The sequence below is a fragment of the Pseudomonas sp. 67(2021) genome (assembly GCF_017491835.1).
Classification (GTDB): domain Bacteria; phylum Pseudomonadota; class Gammaproteobacteria; order Pseudomonadales; family Pseudomonadaceae; genus Aquipseudomonas; species Aquipseudomonas atacamensis.
This window is the reverse complement of record NZ_JAFGYL010000042.1, coordinates 1-14,938: the sequence shown is the minus strand read 5'-3', so window position 1 is coordinate 14,938 and position 14,938 is coordinate 1. Positions and strand designations below refer to the sequence as shown.

Below are 14,938 nucleotides of genomic sequence, written 5' to 3'. Positions count from 1 at the left end.
GATAAGTGGTGCGCCACACATCGACCCGCGCGCAATGTGGGCGCAGCATCGAAAAATACTCACTGGCACTGGCCATGTCGGTACGCTGCCCGGCAGCGTCTGTCAGCCTGCTCGCCCACGGCCCATTGGCGGCGACTTCACGCATCAAACGGTGGGACGGTTCGTTGAGGTTGTCCGGCATCTGGATCGCCAGGCTGCCACCGCCTGAAAGCTTGCTCGCCAAGGCTGGCAGCAACGAAGCGTGATCAGGCACCCATTGCAAAACCGCGTTGGCGAAGATCACATCGAACGGGCCTTGATCGGTCCACTTGTCGATCTCGGCCACCTCGAACTGCACATCGGGCAAGCGCTTGCGCGCGGCGGCGATCATGTCCGCCGAACTGTCCAGGCCACTGACCCTGGCAGCGGGAAAACGCTGCACCAGCAACCCGGTGGAATTGCCCGGCCCGCAACCGATATCCACCACCGCCCGGGCGTGCGCCGTGGGTATCGCCGCTAACAGATCACGGGCCGGGCGGGTGCGTTCATCTTCGAAAGCGACGTATTGCTGGGCAGACCAACTCATTGCGTTCTCCTGTTGGGGTTTTCTGTCGACTGTCGACACGATACCGCGATCTGCGCCGTACGCCTTCCCTACCAAAGTCCTGCACCGAAACTTGTAAACAGAATTTTCAGCGCAACGCCGATGTCTGAATTTCAAGCTCCCAAAACAAGGACTTCCATCATGAAATTCGCAAAAATTGCCCAAAAACTTGCCCTGTGGGCCGGTAGCCCGAAGACGTTCATGGGGGCGTTGATTCTGATCGGGTTGTGGGGTTTGAGCGGGCCGATTTTTGGTTACAACGACACTTGGCAACTGATCATCAATACATCGACGACGATCATCACGTTCCTGATGGTGTTCCTGATTCAGAACACGCAGAACCGCGATACCGACATTCTGCACTTGAAACTCGATGAGCTGCTGCGGGTGAACAAGGAAGCGCAGAACGCGATGCTCGGGCTGGAGGCGCTGGATCTGAAACAGCTTGAAGCGTTGCGCCGGCATTACCGCGCGCTGGGTGAGAATCAGGTGTTCGATCTTGAGGGGCTTGGCGACAAGAGCAAGCCAAAGCAGGATTTGAATGAGTGCTGAGCAAGTAAACACACCCTGTGGGAGCGAGCCTGCTCGCGAAGAGGGAGGGTCAGTCAAAACATCATTGACTGACAGACCGCTTTCGCGAGCAGGCTCGCTCCCACAGGGCAAGCATCGCTTTTCAACTCAAGATTTCGTTCGCGCTGCAACAATACGGCGAAGTTAGCGACTGGCCTGCAACGCTCGGGCTTTCTCCAGATGGCTTTGCAGTTTCGGCAAAGTCTCATCGGCGAACGCTTTGATTTCCGGCACGTCGGTGGTCTGTGCCTGTTGCTCGATCTGGGTGATGGCCTCTTCGGTCGCCTTGACCTGACTGGCGGCATAGGCCTGATCGAAAGTCGCGCCGTCCTTCACTTCCGGCATCAACTCTTTGGCCTTGTCGGCGAGTTCTTCGCGGGGGGCAACCGGCAGGTCGAGCTTCTTGGCGATTTTCGCCAAATGCTGGTTGGCCGTGGTGCGGTCGTTGATGACAACAATGGTGTAATCCTTGACCTCTTTGGATTCGGTTTTGCCGTGGGCCTGACGGCTGGCTTCGATGTCAGCCATGCCTTTGGCGGAGGCATCGTTGATGAATTCGGCAGGCGACTGGGCGAACGCAGTGCTGGCGCACAGGCCCAGCAGAGTCGCAAAACTGGCATTACGTAAACGGGTGGCCATCCGGCTCATGGTCGCGCCCTCCTTCGTTGAAAATTCAAGCGGGCCGTGATTCGCCCGCTGCTCAAATAGTCGCGGCGGACAATTGTCCGCCTCAGTTAAGAAGGCTTTGGCGTTCAAAGGTTTAGAAAATCTGCCGAGGCCGCGACGAACGGCGCTCCCGCTTCAGATGCCCAGCGCCCGATGATTCAGGCGTTTGGCCGCATACATCGCTTGATCGGCATGCCGGAACAGTTGCTGTTCTTCTTCACCGTGTTCAGGAAAGCGCGCCACGCCGATGCTCGATTCGATCCGCAAGTCATGCCCGTCGAGGCGCATGGGCTGCGCCAGCACCTGACGGATTTTTCCGGCGACGCTGTCGGCATCTTCGGCGGCATGCACGCTATGCAACAGCACGACAAACTCATCGCCACCGATACGCGCCACGGTGTCGGTTTCACGCACGCAGCCTTTCAGCCGATTGGCCACGGTTTGCAGGAGCATGTCACCGACGGCATGGCCATGGGTGTCGTTGACCTGTTTGAAGCGATCCAGATCGACATACAGCAACGCCATATGTCCGTGCACGGCTCGCGCATGGGCCAGCGCAGCCCTGAGCCGGTCACGCAGCAGTTCGCGGTTGGGCAGTTGCGTCAGCTGATCGTATTGCGCCATGCGCTTGAGCCGCGCATGCAGTTGCTGGCGTTCGATGGCCGTGGCGACTTGTGCGCAGACGTATTGCAGCAGTTCCTTGTCCTGCTCGGTGTAGCGTTCGCCGCCAGCGAGGCTTTTGACGATCAAGGCGCCGATGGTGCCGTTTTTTGAGCTCAGCGGTACGCCGAGCCAGCAAGGCGCGTTCTGCTCCGCCACCAGCGCAGCGAAGTCGGGCGTGGCATCGGCGCTGTCCGGGGTCAGCAACATTGGCTGGCCGCTGCGGATCACTTGCGCGCAAAGCCGTCCGATGACCGTGCCGGGCTGCTCGGGCTGCAATTCGTGATCGTCGACGTGATAGGGAAAACTCAGCTGCGCGCAGTGTTCGTCATACAGCGCCACGGAAAAATTCAGCGCCGGCAGCCATTCGCCAATGAGCAAATGGACCCTTTTGAACAGCGCCAGCAAATCTTCCGCCGCATGCGCCGCCTCGGAAATTGCGTACAACGCCGCTTGCCGCGACTCGGCCTGCTTGCGCTCGGTGATATCGCGGGCGACGGCGATGCGCAGTTGGTCGACCTCCGACCAGCGCGCCGACCAGGAAATATGCGCGACGCTGCCGTCCTTGCGCAGGTAGCGGTTCTCGAAATTGTGCTTCGGGTCGCCGCCCATGATTTCGCCTGCGGCCGCGAGGGTGCGCTGGCGATCGGCCGGGTGCACCAGCTCGATCATCGAGCGGCCGATCAGCTCGTCAGGCGTGTAGCCGAAAATCCGCTCGCAGGCAGCGCTGACAAAAACGAAACGGCCCTGTTTGTCGACCGCGCAAACGGCGTCCAGCAACAGGTCCATGTAGCTCGCCAGCGGCGCAGGGTTAGGGCTTTCCATGGTTCTACGGGATGTCCGCACAGTGCAGCGATTTCAATCGTCCATGATCGTGATTGCGCGTCCCTGCCCATTTCATCAAGTCTTGTTCGGCAGCAGCCCCGGCAGCGCGTGCATCAACGCATTGATGGCGAAGCCGATAAACATCACGCCGCATAAACGGGTGATGAGCAGCTCATGCCGCTGATACACCATGCGCACTCGCTGTGCGCCGACCACGCCGATGAGGATAGCGTAAGCCAGCGCACCGCCGATAAAGCTCAGGGCGATCAGCGCCGGCAGCATCGACCAGTTAAGCAGTTCGGCGCGGCTCGACAGCAGCGCCGTAAAGGTCGCCACCGCCACCGGGTAGGCCTTGGGATTGGTCAGGCCGAAGACGATGCCGTGCCAGAACGGCTGCCGCGCCGCGCCTTGCGCCTCGTCGCCGCTGCGGCGTTGGGCACGCACCGCACGCCAGCCGAGCCAGAACAGGTACACCGCGCTGAGCACGCCGAGTACATCGAACGCGGTGCTACCGATCTCACGGGCGCCGACGATTGCCACCAGCGCGGTACTGCACCAGATCACGTCGCCGAGCAGATGCCCACACAGAAAACCCGCCCCGGCGCGCCGGCCATGGGCCGCGCCAATCCCGAACACCGCCAGCACGCCCGGCCCGGGCGTGATCCCGTAGATGAAACCCGAAGCCAGAACGGCCAACAGCAATGATGGAGTCATGAGAAACCTGCAAGCGCCAGAACACGGCGCAGAGTCTATATCACCGCGATTGAAGCGGATCAGGGTTCGTCGCAGAAACGCATGCCGGGGTACGGTTTCTGCCGACACGCAGCCAGCCGCGACTGCAAATCGCCGACATGGGCTTCCAGCTTGTGGCCGTCGGGGTCGAGAAAGTAGAACGACGCGCCTTCAATAGCCTCTCAGATTTTCGGGAACGAAATATTGCTGTCCGTCATAGCGCAACGTGGTCAGCACCGGCTTTTCGTGGGTAGTTTTCGATTCGCAGGTGTCGGGTGCCCCCTCACCGACCAGGCCCGTAGTGACTGAGCGGACAATGATATCGGCGTAACCATGGGAACTGGTTTTGCCCATCTCAAGCGTACGCACCGTCTCCGAGCGCTCTCCGGCACAATTGCCATCCCATTCGCCACTGAAGCTGTAGACGACCAAACGATCCAGCACCGGGCGCAGTTTGTCGCCCTCTTTCACGTAGAGCGACAGCAGGGTTTCATCCAGCGGATTGACGCGCGACGAGCCTTTGAAATGGGCGCGTACGCCGAAGGCACGGAGGTCGGACGTGAGTTTATAACGCGCCGTATCCAGCTCCAGACTCTCCAGCGCGATGGCATCGGAGAGAAACGCCGACCGCTGATGATAGGTCGCCAGCGGCTTGGGGCTGCCAGCGGTAGTGACGGCCAGAGCCAGATCGTATGAACCCACCCTGCCGTCATGGCCATAGACCGGATCGGGCACGAACGTCGATAGCGCGGTAATCGTCAGCTGCGGATAAGCCGGCCAGTCCTTGCACAGCGAGAAATCCGCTTCCGCGCTGACCGCTGGCGGTGTGCAATCGGCCCACGCCTGCCCAGCCATGAACCATCCGCAGAGCGCTACTGCGCTGATCCAATTGGACTTCATTGTCAATTCCCGCTCCTTGAAGATATTTCCAGGCGCGCACTATCCCTTTCTGCATCGGAGGATTCAACAGATCTGGCCAGCGAATCTTCTCATGTGTCTGAAGTCGGAATTCGCGAGCCGGCTCGCTCCCACAGGAAAGCCGCATTGCAAATGCGGGAGCGAGCCTGCTCGCGAAGGCGTCATCGCCAACGCCGCCAATCTCAATACTTGTCCAGCGTGCGCAACTTCTGCGGCAAGCCCCACAGCAGCAACGCTGCGGCGATCAGCGCGGCGACGCCGATGACGTACAGCGCCGGGGTGGTGCTGCCGGTGAGGTCCTTGATGCGTCCGACCATGACAGGGCTGACGATCCCGCCGAACTGCCCCAGGGTATTGATCACCGCGATCCCGCCCGCTGCGCCGGCACCGGCGCCCGCCAGCAGTTTCGGTGGCAGGGTCCAGAAGCTCGGAATCGAAGCGATGATGCCCGCGCCGAGCAGGCCGAGCGCGACGATCAGGAAGGTCGTGTGGCTGGAGAAGATTCCCGCGCTGAAAAAGCCGATCGCGCCGACGATCACCAGCCCGGCGACAAACTTGCGCCGTTCACCGGTGGCGTCTGACAAGCGCCCGATCACCACCATGCTGATCGCCCCGCAGATGTACGGAATGGCGGTCAGCAGGCCGATCATCACCGGGCTTTCGGTGCCGGCGCTGCGGATCAATTGCGGTGCCCAGAAATTCAACCCGTAGGACGCGACCTGAATCAGGAAGTAGATCAAACCCAACGTCAGGAACCCGGGAATTTTCAGCGCCGCGAGCAATGAGCCGCCGCTCTTGTGTGGTTCGTGACGAGCGATGCGACTGGAGAGCAATTTCTTCTCGTCAGCGGTCAGCCAGTGCGCATCCTCGATGCGGTCCTTGAGCTGCGTCAGCACCAGAAAACCCAGCGCGATGCACGGCACGCCTCCGAGCAGGAACAACCAGTGCCAGCCGCGCATCTGCAACACGCCGTCGAGGTGTTGCAACACCAACCCCGAAAACGGCGCGCCGACCAGCCCGGCGAATGCCGAGGCGAGAAACAGCATCGAGGTGATGCGGCCACGGAAGTGCTGCGGAAACCACAGGGTCAGGTAATACAGCACGCCCGGAGCAAACCCGGCTTCCATCGCGCCGATGACGAAGCGCAGCGCATAGAACTGCCATTCGCTGTTGACGAAGACCATCGCCGCCGTCGCCACGCCCCAGGACATCATGATCCGCGCAATCCAGCGCCGTGCGCCGACCTTGTACAGCATCATGTTGCTCGGCACTTCGAACAGCACGTAACCGACCACGAACAGCCCGGCGCCCAAGCCGTACGCGGTGTCGCTCAGGCTCAGGTCGGTCTGCAGCTGGAATTTGGCGAAGCTGATGTTGATGCGATCGAAGAAGGCGAACAGGTAGCAGACCATGATCAGCGGCATCAGGCGCCAGGCGACTTTGCTGACCAGGGCTTTTTCGGCGTCGTGATCGACGGACGGATTCACGCCCGCCTCCATTACGTTGAGGCTCATAGATTTTCTCCAGGCGGACTACCGATGGGCGTCCGATTGTTTTTGTTGTCTGGTTACTGCTGAATGCTTTTGAACTGTGGGAGCGAGCCTGCTCGCGAATGCGCCAGATCAGTCGATACCGATGTTGAATGACACACCGCGTTCGCGAGCAGGCTCGCTCCCACAAGGGTTTTGTATCTTCAGGTCGGCATCGGATGCAGATCGCAATTGCGCCCGGCCTTGGCCAGTTGGCCGGGAACATCGTGGCCCAACAGCGCCGGCAAGCCGCGCGAAAGCTTCAGCAGCAGCGGCAAATCGATCCCGGTGGGAATGCCGACTTCAGCGCACAGGTTCACCAGGTCTTCGGTGCAGATGTTGCCCGACGCCCCCGGCGCAAACGGACAGCCACCGAGGCCCCCCAGCGCCGCATCGAAGCGCCGCGCGCCGGCCTCGTAAGCGGCCAGCACATTGCACAGCCCAAGGCCGCGAGTGTTGTGGAAATGCAGGGTCAGGTCAGCCGGCGAAACCCGCTGCAAAACGCGCCGCACCAAGCGATCGACCTGACGCGGATTGGCCATGCCGGTGGTGTCGGCGAGGCTGATGCCCTGAATGCCGAGCTCCTGATAAGCGTCGACAATTTGCAGCACGCGATCCTCATCGATCCGGCCTTCGAACGGACAACCGAACGTGGTGGCGATGCTGCCGTTGAGGCGCACACCTGAGCCGCTGACAAACGCAACGATGTCAGCGAACGCCGCCAGCGACTCTTCGCAACGCATGCGCATATTGGCCAGGTTGTGGGTCTGGCTGGCAGACATCACCAGGTTCAACTCATCGGCATTCGCCGCCAGTGCGCGTTGCGCGCCTTTGAGGTTGGGAATCAACGCCACGTAAATAACACCCGGCTGACGCTGAATGCCGTTGAACACTTGCTCGCCGTCACGCAGGCCCGGAATGGCTTTGGGCGAGACGAACGAGCCGGCCTCGATGCGGCTGAATCCGGCCTGTGACAATTGATTGATCAGGGCGATCTTGTCAGCGGTTTCCACCCACGTCGGCTCGATCTGCAAACCGTCGCGGGGCGAGACTTCCTGGACGATCAGGGTTTGCGAATAGTCAGTGATCATTGCACCACCCCCTGGCCTTTCAGACGTTCGATGTCGAGTTCAGTCAGGCCAAGATTGGCGAGAATAGCGTCGGTGTGCTGGCCCAGTTTCGGCCCGGACCAGTTCACCCCGCCGGGCGTCTCCGAGAGTTTGGGGACAATGCCGGGCATCTTCACCGTTGCGCCACCGGGCAACTCGGCATCGAGCAGCATGTCCCGCGCCTGATAGTGCGGATCGGCGACGATGTCAGCCACCGAGTAGATGCGCCCGGCCGGCACTTCAGCGGCTTCGAGGGCGGCCAGTACCTCGTCGATCGGCAGGCTGCTGGTCCAGTGTGTGATGGCCGCATCGAGCAAACCGCTCTGCGCCGCGCGGCCGTCGTTGTGGGCGAACTCTTCTGCCTCGGCCAGATCAGCGCGGCCGATGGTGTGCATCAGACGCTTGTAGATCGGGTCGCTGTTGCCGGCAATCACCACATAAGCGCCGTCGGCCGTGAGGTAAGTATTGGAGGGCGCGATACCCGGCAGGGCACCGCCGCTGCGTTCGCGGACATGGCTAAGCATGTCGTATTCCGGCACCAGACTTTCCATGACGTTGAACACGCTTTCGGCCAGCGACACATCGACGATCTGTCCACCGCCCTGCCCGGTCTTGACCCGCAACAGCGACATCAGCGCGCCGATCACCGCGTGCAGCGAGGCCAGCGAATCGCCGAGACTGACGCCGACTCGCGCAGGTGGCGAATCGGGATTACCGGTGGTGTAGCGGATGCCGCCCATGGCCTCGCCAATCGCACCGAAACCGGGCCGGTCACGGTAAGGGCCGGTCTGGCCGTAGCCGGAGATACGCACCAGGGTCAGGTTCGGATTCAGCGCATGCAGCACGTCCCAACCCAGACCGAGTTTTTCCAGCGCACCGGGACGCAGGTTTTCGATGATCACGTCTGCATCACCGGCCAGTTGCTTGACCAGTTCGATGCCTTCAGCGGATTTGAGATTGAGCGCCAGGGATTTCTTGTTGCGCGATTGCAGGTACCACCACAGCGATGTGCCTTCGTGCAGCTTGCGCCATTTGCGCAGCGGGTCGCCCTGACCCATGGCTTCGATCTTGATTACCTCGGCGCCGAACTCGGCAAGCATGCGCGCGGCAAACGGCGCGGCGATCAGGGTGCCGATCTCGATCACTTTGATTGCACTCAAAGGAGCAGTCATCGCGGGTACCTCTTGTTCTTGGAATATGGCGCCAAGGCTAGAGGAACGATGATCGGCGAATCCAGCCGTCTCTCGGCAATGGGCGTTCGCGAAATGCGAATGCTTCAGCGATGTGGTGAATTCGAAGCCGCTTTCGCGGGCAGGCCCGCTCCCACAGGGTTCAAAGTCAGCCGCACAATTTGCATACACGCTGGAAACTGTGGGAGCGGGCTTGCCCGCGAAGAGGCCGGCCCATTCAATAGAGATTCAGGCGCCCTGCCCGCGCAAATGCTCAAACAACATCCGGCTCACCGGCGACAATCCCGCCTCATCGCGCACCAACACAATCAGCGCGCGATCGGACCAGTTGTCGGTCAGCGGCACCGCACGCAAGCCCAGTGCCTGACCAAACAACTCATAGGCTCGCTGCGGCAGAATGCCGATGCCCATGTTCGCCTGGACCATCCGGCACACCGCATCGAATCCCGGCACATGAATGCGGATGCGCAGGACTTTGCCGGCCTGCCGCGCCGCCGCATGGGTACGCATGTTGATCGAACTGGCTGCGTGCAAGCCGACGTAATCGCTGTCGAGAGTTTCATCGAAAGTCACCGATGCGCGCGTAGCCAACGGATGCTCCGGGAGCATCACCACCACCAGTTTGTCCTGGCGGTACAACACGCTGTGCAGGCCTTTGGTGTCGCTGTCGTCGGAGCAGATGCCGAGGTCGGCGACGCCATCGAGCACGCCCTGAATCACCCCGGCGCTGGGGCGTTCTTCAAGGTCGGTCTTGACCTGCGGATGCCGCGCGGAGAAGTCGCGCAAGTCTTCAGGCAGGAACTGAATGATCGCCGAAAGATTGGCCAGCATGCGCACGTAACCCCGCACACCATGGCTGTGCTCACCCAGCTCCAGGCCCATCTTTTCCACATTGAAGAGCATCTGCCGGGCATGGTGCAGCAGGGTTTCACCGGCCGGCGTGAGGATCATGCCTTTGGCCTGACGCACGAACAAAGCGATGCCCAGCGCCTCCTCCAACTCCATCAGGCGCTTGCTCGCCGCCGACACCGCGATGGCCTCGCGCGCAGCCGCACGGGTCAACGTGCCTTCCTCGTGGACGGCGACGAACAGTTGCAGAGTGATCAGGTCGAGACGGCGGATCAGGCTTTTTTGCAGCATGGGAAACTCGGCGATGGTGGCGCGAACGAACGGCGAGGATAACGCCGTTCGTAAACGCTGTGCCGGTCTCAAAACGCGTTGCGGAAAATTTCCTCGATCTGGCGCTGATCTGCCGCCCGTGGATTGGTCAGTCCGCACGCATCCTTCAAAGCATTGGCGGCGAGCACCGGGATGTCGCTGAGTTTCGCGCCCAGCTCACGCAGTCCGCCGGGAATCTCGACGTCTTTGGCAAGGTTGCGAATGGCATTGATCGCCGCCTGCGCGCCCTCCTCTGCGCTGAAACCACGAATATCCGCGCCCATGGCGTGGGCGACATCCCTGAGTCGTTCAGCACAGACCAGCGCATTGAAACTCTGCACATGCGGCAACAGCACGGCATTGCACACGCCGTGGGGCAAGTCGTAGTAGCCGCCCAGCTGATGCGCCATTGCGTGGACAAATCCGAGCGAGGCGTTGTTGAACGCCATGCCGGCGAGGAACTGCGCGTAAGCCATGTTCTCCCGCGCCGCCAGGTCGCTGCCGTCGCGCACAGCCAGACGCAGGTTGCTGCTGATCAGGCTCATCGCTTTAAGCGCGCAAGCATCGGTGATCGGGTTGGCGGCAGTAGAGACGTAGGCTTCGATGGCGTGGGTCAGCGCGTCCATGCCGGTGGCGGCGGTGAGGCCTTTGGGCATCGCGACCATCAGTTCCGGATCGTTGACTGACAGCAGGGGCGTGACGTTGCGGTCGACGATGGCCATTTTCACGTGGCGCGATTCGTCGGTGATGATGCAGAAACGGGTCATTTCGCTGGCAGTGCCGGCGGTGGTGTTGATAGCGACCAGAGGCAATTGCGGCTTGCTCGAGCGGTCGACGCCTTCGTAATCGCCAATCTGCCCGCCATTGGTTGCGCACAGGGCGATGCCCTTGGCGCAATCATGTGGCGAGCCGCCACCCAGCGACACGACGAAATCGCAACGGCTTTCCTTCAACAGCCCCAAGCCGGATTCGACATTGGCCGTGGTCGGGTTCGGTCTGGCGCCATCGAAGATCACCGAATCGATGTCCTGCATCGCCAGTTTCTCGGCGATCATTGCGGCCACGCCAGCCTTGGCCAGCCCGGCGTCGGTGACAATCAGCGCCTTGCGAAAACCATAATTGCGGATCGCGACCATGGCTTCGTCGAGGCAGCCGCTGCCCATGATGTTGACCGCCGGAATGAAGAAGGTGCTGCTCATCGTATGTCTCCTGACTGAAGCCGGATCGACTGCCTCGATTCGGCGGGTGCACACAGGATCGACCGATCGGTCACGAGCAATGTTGATCTGGCTCAATGTCCGCTCGTGGTAAAGTCGCCGTCCATCTGCCCTTTGTTTTGAGACCGCCCACGCAATGACCGATTTTCTCGATGTCGACGCCACCCTCGAAGACTGGAATGCCTTGCGCGCCGCGAACGATTTCCAGGGTTTGCTGGTGGGCAATGGCGCCAGCCGCGCGGTGTGGGATGACTTCGGCTACGACTCGCTGTTCGAAAACGCCCGTACGGTCGAAGAGAAACCGCTGAGCCCATCGGAACTGGCGGTGTTCGACGCGCTGCAAACCCGCAGCTTCGAACAAGTGCTGGGCGCCCTGAAAACCACCAGCCGGGTCAACAAGGCGTTGGCGGTCAGTTCGGCGGCACCGCGCAATCGCTATTACGCGATCAAGGAAGCGCTGATCAACACGGTGCACGCGGTGCACATCCCGTGGCGGCTGGTGCAGCCTTCGACACTGACGGTGCTCAATGCTGAACTGGCGCGCTATCGCACGGTATTCACCACCAACTACGACCTGCTCAATTACTGGGCGCTGCAACACCCGGGCGAGGCCATCGACGACCTGTTCAACGGCGCGGACGCGAGTTTCGATCTGAGCCAGAGCGCCACCGACAAACCGCGTCTGCTGTACCTGCACGGTGGTCTGCATCTGGTGCGCAATCAGGACGGCACCGCACGCAAACTGACCTCGACCGAGGGCACCCTGCTCGGCAGTTTCGCCATCAACAATACGATCAAGACGCTGGACGACGTGCCGCTGTTCGTCACCGAAGGGCCGAGCGCTGACAAGCTCAAGACCATTCGCAGCTCCGATTATCTGTCGTTCTGCTACGAGCAATTACTGGCTCATGGCGACAGCCTGTGCATCTTCGGCCATGCGCTGGGCGAGCAGGATGCGCATCTGGTGCGCGCGTTGCGCCTGGCCCGACCGAGATGCGTGGCGATCTCGATTTACCCGCGCAGCGCCGCATTCATTCAGCATCAGAAACGTCACTATGCCAAGGTGTTCGACGGTACCGGCGTTGAGTTGCGGTTCTTTGATGCCAAGAGCCATGCGTTGGGTGATCCGCAGTTGTCGGTACCGGTTGAAGTTTGATATTGGCCGGGCTGACGCCTTCGCGAGCAAGCTCGCTCCCACAATGGAATGTAGTCACCTGTGGGAGGGAGCCTGCTCGCGAAGACGGCCTATCAGCCAATACAAAAGGTGACTGGAACACCGCTTTCGCGAGCAGGCTCGCTCCCACAGGTTGATGTCGGATTTCAGAGGACAGGCAGGGTCTTGTCCTTGATGGTTTTCGTCGGGCCGTTGGCCTTCACGCTGGCGATGCCCTTGTCGCACGCGCCATCCGATGAATACGACTCGCTGCTGCCGATGACCTGGTGATTGGCCGCCTTGAGGTTGAAGTACGGGTGGCCATCCTTGGTCGATTTTTTCTCGTAACGCTCGTCCAGCGGGCTGTTGGCCTGTACCGAGGCGATGCCGCCGTCGGCGCCGGCGCGGGTGCTGTAGAGTTCGCTGGTCAGAATCGTTTCGGCGTTCGCCGCTTTCAACACGAACCTGAATTGGCCGTTGCTGCTTTTGCTCACTTCGTACCATCCGGACATGTCTGTTTCTCCTGGGGGCGATTGAGAGATTTCGCGCTTCAGAGTAAAGACCAGCGTCTGCGATCTGTCGCCTGCCTCGACTACAAGGTGATTTTCGTACCGAGCAGACCGAGGAAACCGGCCAGCCATTTAGGATGCGCCGGCCACGCCGGAGCGGTGGCGAAATTTCCCTGAACATGGCCGTCGGTCACCGGAATGTCGATGTAGGTGCCGCCCGCCAGACGTACTTCCGGGGCGCAGGCCGGATACGCGCTGCATTCACGCCCCTCAAGCACACCCGCTGCCGCGAGCAGTTGCGCACCATGGCAGACCGCTGCGATGGGCTTGCCGGCGTTGTCGAACGCGCGCACCAGTTCGAGGACTTTGTCGTTCAGCCGCAGGTATTCCGGCGCACGACCGCCGGGAATCAGCAGCGCGTCGTAATCGGCTTCGCTGGCCTTGGCGAAATCGAAATTGAGCGCGAACAGGTGACCGGGTTTTTCGCTGTAGGTCTGATCACCTTCAAAATCATGAATCGCAGTGCGCACGGTGCTGCCGGCGGACTTGTCCGGGCACACGGCGTGCACCGTGTGGCCGACCATCTGCAGGGCCTGGAACGGCACCATCACTTCGTAGTCTTCGACGTAATCGCCGACCAGCATCAGGATCTTTTTCGCGGCCATGGGAAAACTCCTCGGGGAAAGGTCTGGGAGTATTCAAGGTAGACCCAAATTGAGCTGCAAGCTTCAAGCTTCAAGCTTCAAGCTTCAAGAAAAAACAAGATCACCCATATCAGGCACACCAGCGTCATGCTGCAGCTTGCAGCTTGAAGCTTGCAGCTTGCAGCTTGCAGCTGCCTGTTAAGGCATATAACCGTCAGCGCGCAGCAGTGTTTCCAGGCAATGTTCGCTGATGTGGTAGAACGCTTTCAGCTCTTCGATCTTCGCCAACAACTGCGTCGGATCGACCGGCTCGGCGCGTTTCACCGCGAGAATCATCTTGTTCTTGTTGGTGTGTTCCAGCGAGATGAACTCGAACACCTTGGTCTCGTAACCACAGGCTTCGAGGAACAACGCGCGCAAGCTGTCGGTGACCATTTCCGCCTGTTGGCCGAGGTGCAAGCCGTATTGCAGCATCGGCTTGAGCAGCGCCGGGCTCTGGATCTGCAGGCGGATCTGTTTGTGGCAGCACGGCGAGCACATGATGATCGACGCACCCGAGCGGATGCCGGTGTGTATCGCGTAATCGGTGGCGATGTCGCAGGCATGCAGGGCGATCATCACGTCCAGCTCGCTCGGCGCCACCGTGCGCACGTCACCGCACTTGAACACCAGCCCCGGATGTTCAAGCTTGGCCGCAGCGGCGTTGCACAGGTTGACCATTTCTTCGCGTAATTCGACGCCGGTAACTTCGCCCTCGGCCTTGAGCGTGTTGCGCAGGTAGTCGTGAATGGCGAACGTCAGGTAGCCCTTGCCCGAACCGAAATCGGCGACCCGCACCGGTTTGTCCAGCGCCAGCGGCGACGAGGTCAGGGCATGGCTGAACACTTCGATGAACTTGTTGATCTGCTTCCACTTGCGCGACATCGCCGGGATCAGCTCGTGTTGCGCATTGGTCACGCCGAGGTCCTTGAGGAAGGGGCGACTCAGTTCAAGGAAACGATTTTTCTCGCGGTTGTGCTCGGCCGAAGGCGCTTCACGCAATTGCTGAGGCTTGCTCTTGAACAGCGAACTCTTGCCCTTTTTGCTGTATTCCAGCTGCGCTTCGTCGGTCAGCGCCAGTAAATGCGCATTTTTGAACGAGGCCGGCAGCAGACCGGCAATCAGCGCCACGCCCTCGTCAAGCGGCAGGTTCTTGGTGATGTCGCGGGTCTTGTAGCGATAAACGAAGGAAAGACACGCCTGCGCCTTGACCGTCACCGGTTTGATGATGACCCGCTGCAGATCCGCCTCTTCACCGACGTACTTGGCCAGCACCAGCTTGATAAAACCGCTGTCGTCGAGGCTGGTTTGCAGCAGCTCGATGAACTGGGCGTGGTGATCGGCGGCCGGTTTGGCGGACGGCGCGGAAGAAGCGGAAACGGACATGGACAAGCGGCCTCGGACGGGCGGAATCGGGAATGGCGGGTATTTTAGGG

The 14,938-nt window shown here is 60.8% G+C and carries 15 protein-coding genes and 1 pseudogene; 2 read left to right on the top strand and 14 right to left on the bottom strand.

The genetic code is table 11. The features are described 5' to 3' along the window. The coding region (locus tag J5M66_RS26190) for a methyltransferase domain-containing protein (protein ID WP_207817517.1) at positions 1–565 on the bottom strand (565 nt) is incomplete at its 3' end. 159 nt (positions 566–724) lie between these two features. On the opposite strand from J5M66_RS26190, the gene J5M66_RS26185 reads away from it, so the two are divergent. Next, positions 725–1,135: a low affinity iron permease family protein gene (locus tag J5M66_RS26185; RefSeq protein ID WP_016771301.1), complete on the top strand. Its 411-nt coding sequence runs from the start codon at positions 725–727 to the stop codon at positions 1,133–1,135. Between the two features lie 162 nt (positions 1,136–1,297). Here the strand turns inward: J5M66_RS26185 and J5M66_RS26180 are convergent, their stop codons facing one another. The 10 genes and pseudogenes from J5M66_RS26180 to yiaY form a co-directional block, all read right to left on the bottom strand. Beyond that, a complete protein-coding gene (locus tag J5M66_RS26180; RefSeq protein ID WP_039760848.1) occupies positions 1,298–1,801 on the bottom strand; it encodes a DUF4142 domain-containing protein in 504 nt (167 codons plus the stop codon). Positions 1,802–1,954: 153 nt separating this feature from the next. Then, positions 1,955–3,304 (bottom strand): diguanylate cyclase, encoded by a 1,350-nt coding sequence (locus J5M66_RS26175; RefSeq protein WP_130910868.1) that lies wholly within the window; start codon positions 3,302–3,304, stop codon positions 1,955–1,957. A 75-nt stretch (positions 3,305–3,379) separates the two neighbouring features. Further along, the gene (locus J5M66_RS26170) at positions 3,380–4,018 is read right to left on the bottom strand and encodes a LysE family translocator (protein ID WP_125925281.1); all 639 of its coding nucleotides are present in this window, start codon (positions 4,016–4,018) and stop codon (positions 3,380–3,382) included. Positions 4,019–4,077: 59 nt separating this feature from the next. Next, a pseudogene (locus tag J5M66_RS26165) lies at positions 4,078–4,209 on the bottom strand (glutathione transferase); the annotation flags it as partial. Beyond that, entirely contained in the window at positions 4,208–4,942 is a 735-nt protein-coding gene (locus tag J5M66_RS26160; protein WP_207808292.1) for a hypothetical protein, read from the bottom strand. The pseudogene J5M66_RS26165 and the gene J5M66_RS26160, both read right to left, overlap by 2 nt. Before the next feature lie 194 nt (positions 4,943–5,136). Next, the gene (locus tag J5M66_RS26155; protein ID WP_207808291.1) at positions 5,137–6,468 is read right to left on the bottom strand and encodes an MFS transporter; all 1,332 of its coding nucleotides are present in this window, start codon (positions 6,466–6,468) and stop codon (positions 5,137–5,139) included. A 179-nt stretch (positions 6,469–6,647) separates the two neighbouring features. After that, entirely contained in the window at positions 6,648–7,574 is a 927-nt protein-coding gene (locus J5M66_RS26150) for a hydroxymethylglutaryl-CoA lyase (RefSeq protein ID WP_125917735.1), read from the bottom strand. Beyond that, positions 7,571–8,764, bottom strand: coding sequence for a CaiB/BaiF CoA-transferase family protein (locus J5M66_RS26145; protein WP_207808290.1), 1,194 nt, complete (start codon positions 8,762–8,764; stop codon positions 7,571–7,573). Before J5M66_RS26145 ends, J5M66_RS26150 begins: the two co-directional genes overlap by 4 nt. A gap of 246 nt (positions 8,765–9,010) precedes the next feature. Further along, positions 9,011–9,922: a LysR family transcriptional regulator gene (locus tag J5M66_RS26140; protein ID WP_207808289.1), complete on the bottom strand. Its 912-nt coding sequence runs from the start codon at positions 9,920–9,922 to the stop codon at positions 9,011–9,013. 68 nt (positions 9,923–9,990) lie between these two features. Further along, entirely contained in the window at positions 9,991–11,139 is a 1,149-nt protein-coding gene (gene yiaY, locus J5M66_RS26135; RefSeq protein WP_207808288.1) for an L-threonine dehydrogenase, read from the bottom strand. Positions 11,140–11,293: 154 nt separating this feature from the next. On the opposite strand from yiaY, the gene J5M66_RS26130 reads away from it, so the two are divergent. Continuing rightward, positions 11,294–12,313 (top strand): DUF4917 family protein, encoded by a 1,020-nt coding sequence (locus J5M66_RS26130; protein ID WP_207808287.1) that lies wholly within the window; start codon positions 11,294–11,296, stop codon positions 12,311–12,313. Between the two features lie 164 nt (positions 12,314–12,477). Here the strand turns inward: J5M66_RS26130 and J5M66_RS26125 are convergent, their stop codons facing one another. The 3 genes from J5M66_RS26125 to J5M66_RS26115 all read right to left on the bottom strand — a co-directional run bounded on the left by J5M66_RS26125 (position 12,478) and on the right by J5M66_RS26115 (position 14,888). Further along, the gene (locus J5M66_RS26125) at positions 12,478–12,822 is read right to left on the bottom strand and encodes a YegP family protein (RefSeq protein WP_071174640.1); all 345 of its coding nucleotides are present in this window, start codon (positions 12,820–12,822) and stop codon (positions 12,478–12,480) included. An 80-nt stretch (positions 12,823–12,902) separates the two neighbouring features. Beyond that, on the bottom strand, positions 12,903–13,484 hold the full coding sequence (locus tag J5M66_RS26120) for a DJ-1/PfpI family protein (protein WP_039762696.1): 582 nt from the start codon (positions 13,482–13,484) through the stop codon (positions 12,903–12,905). Between the two features lie 177 nt (positions 13,485–13,661). Then, positions 13,662–14,888: an SAM-dependent methyltransferase gene (locus tag J5M66_RS26115; RefSeq protein WP_207808286.1), complete on the bottom strand. Its 1,227-nt coding sequence runs from the start codon at positions 14,886–14,888 to the stop codon at positions 13,662–13,664. Positions 14,889–14,938: the final 50 nt, after the last annotated feature.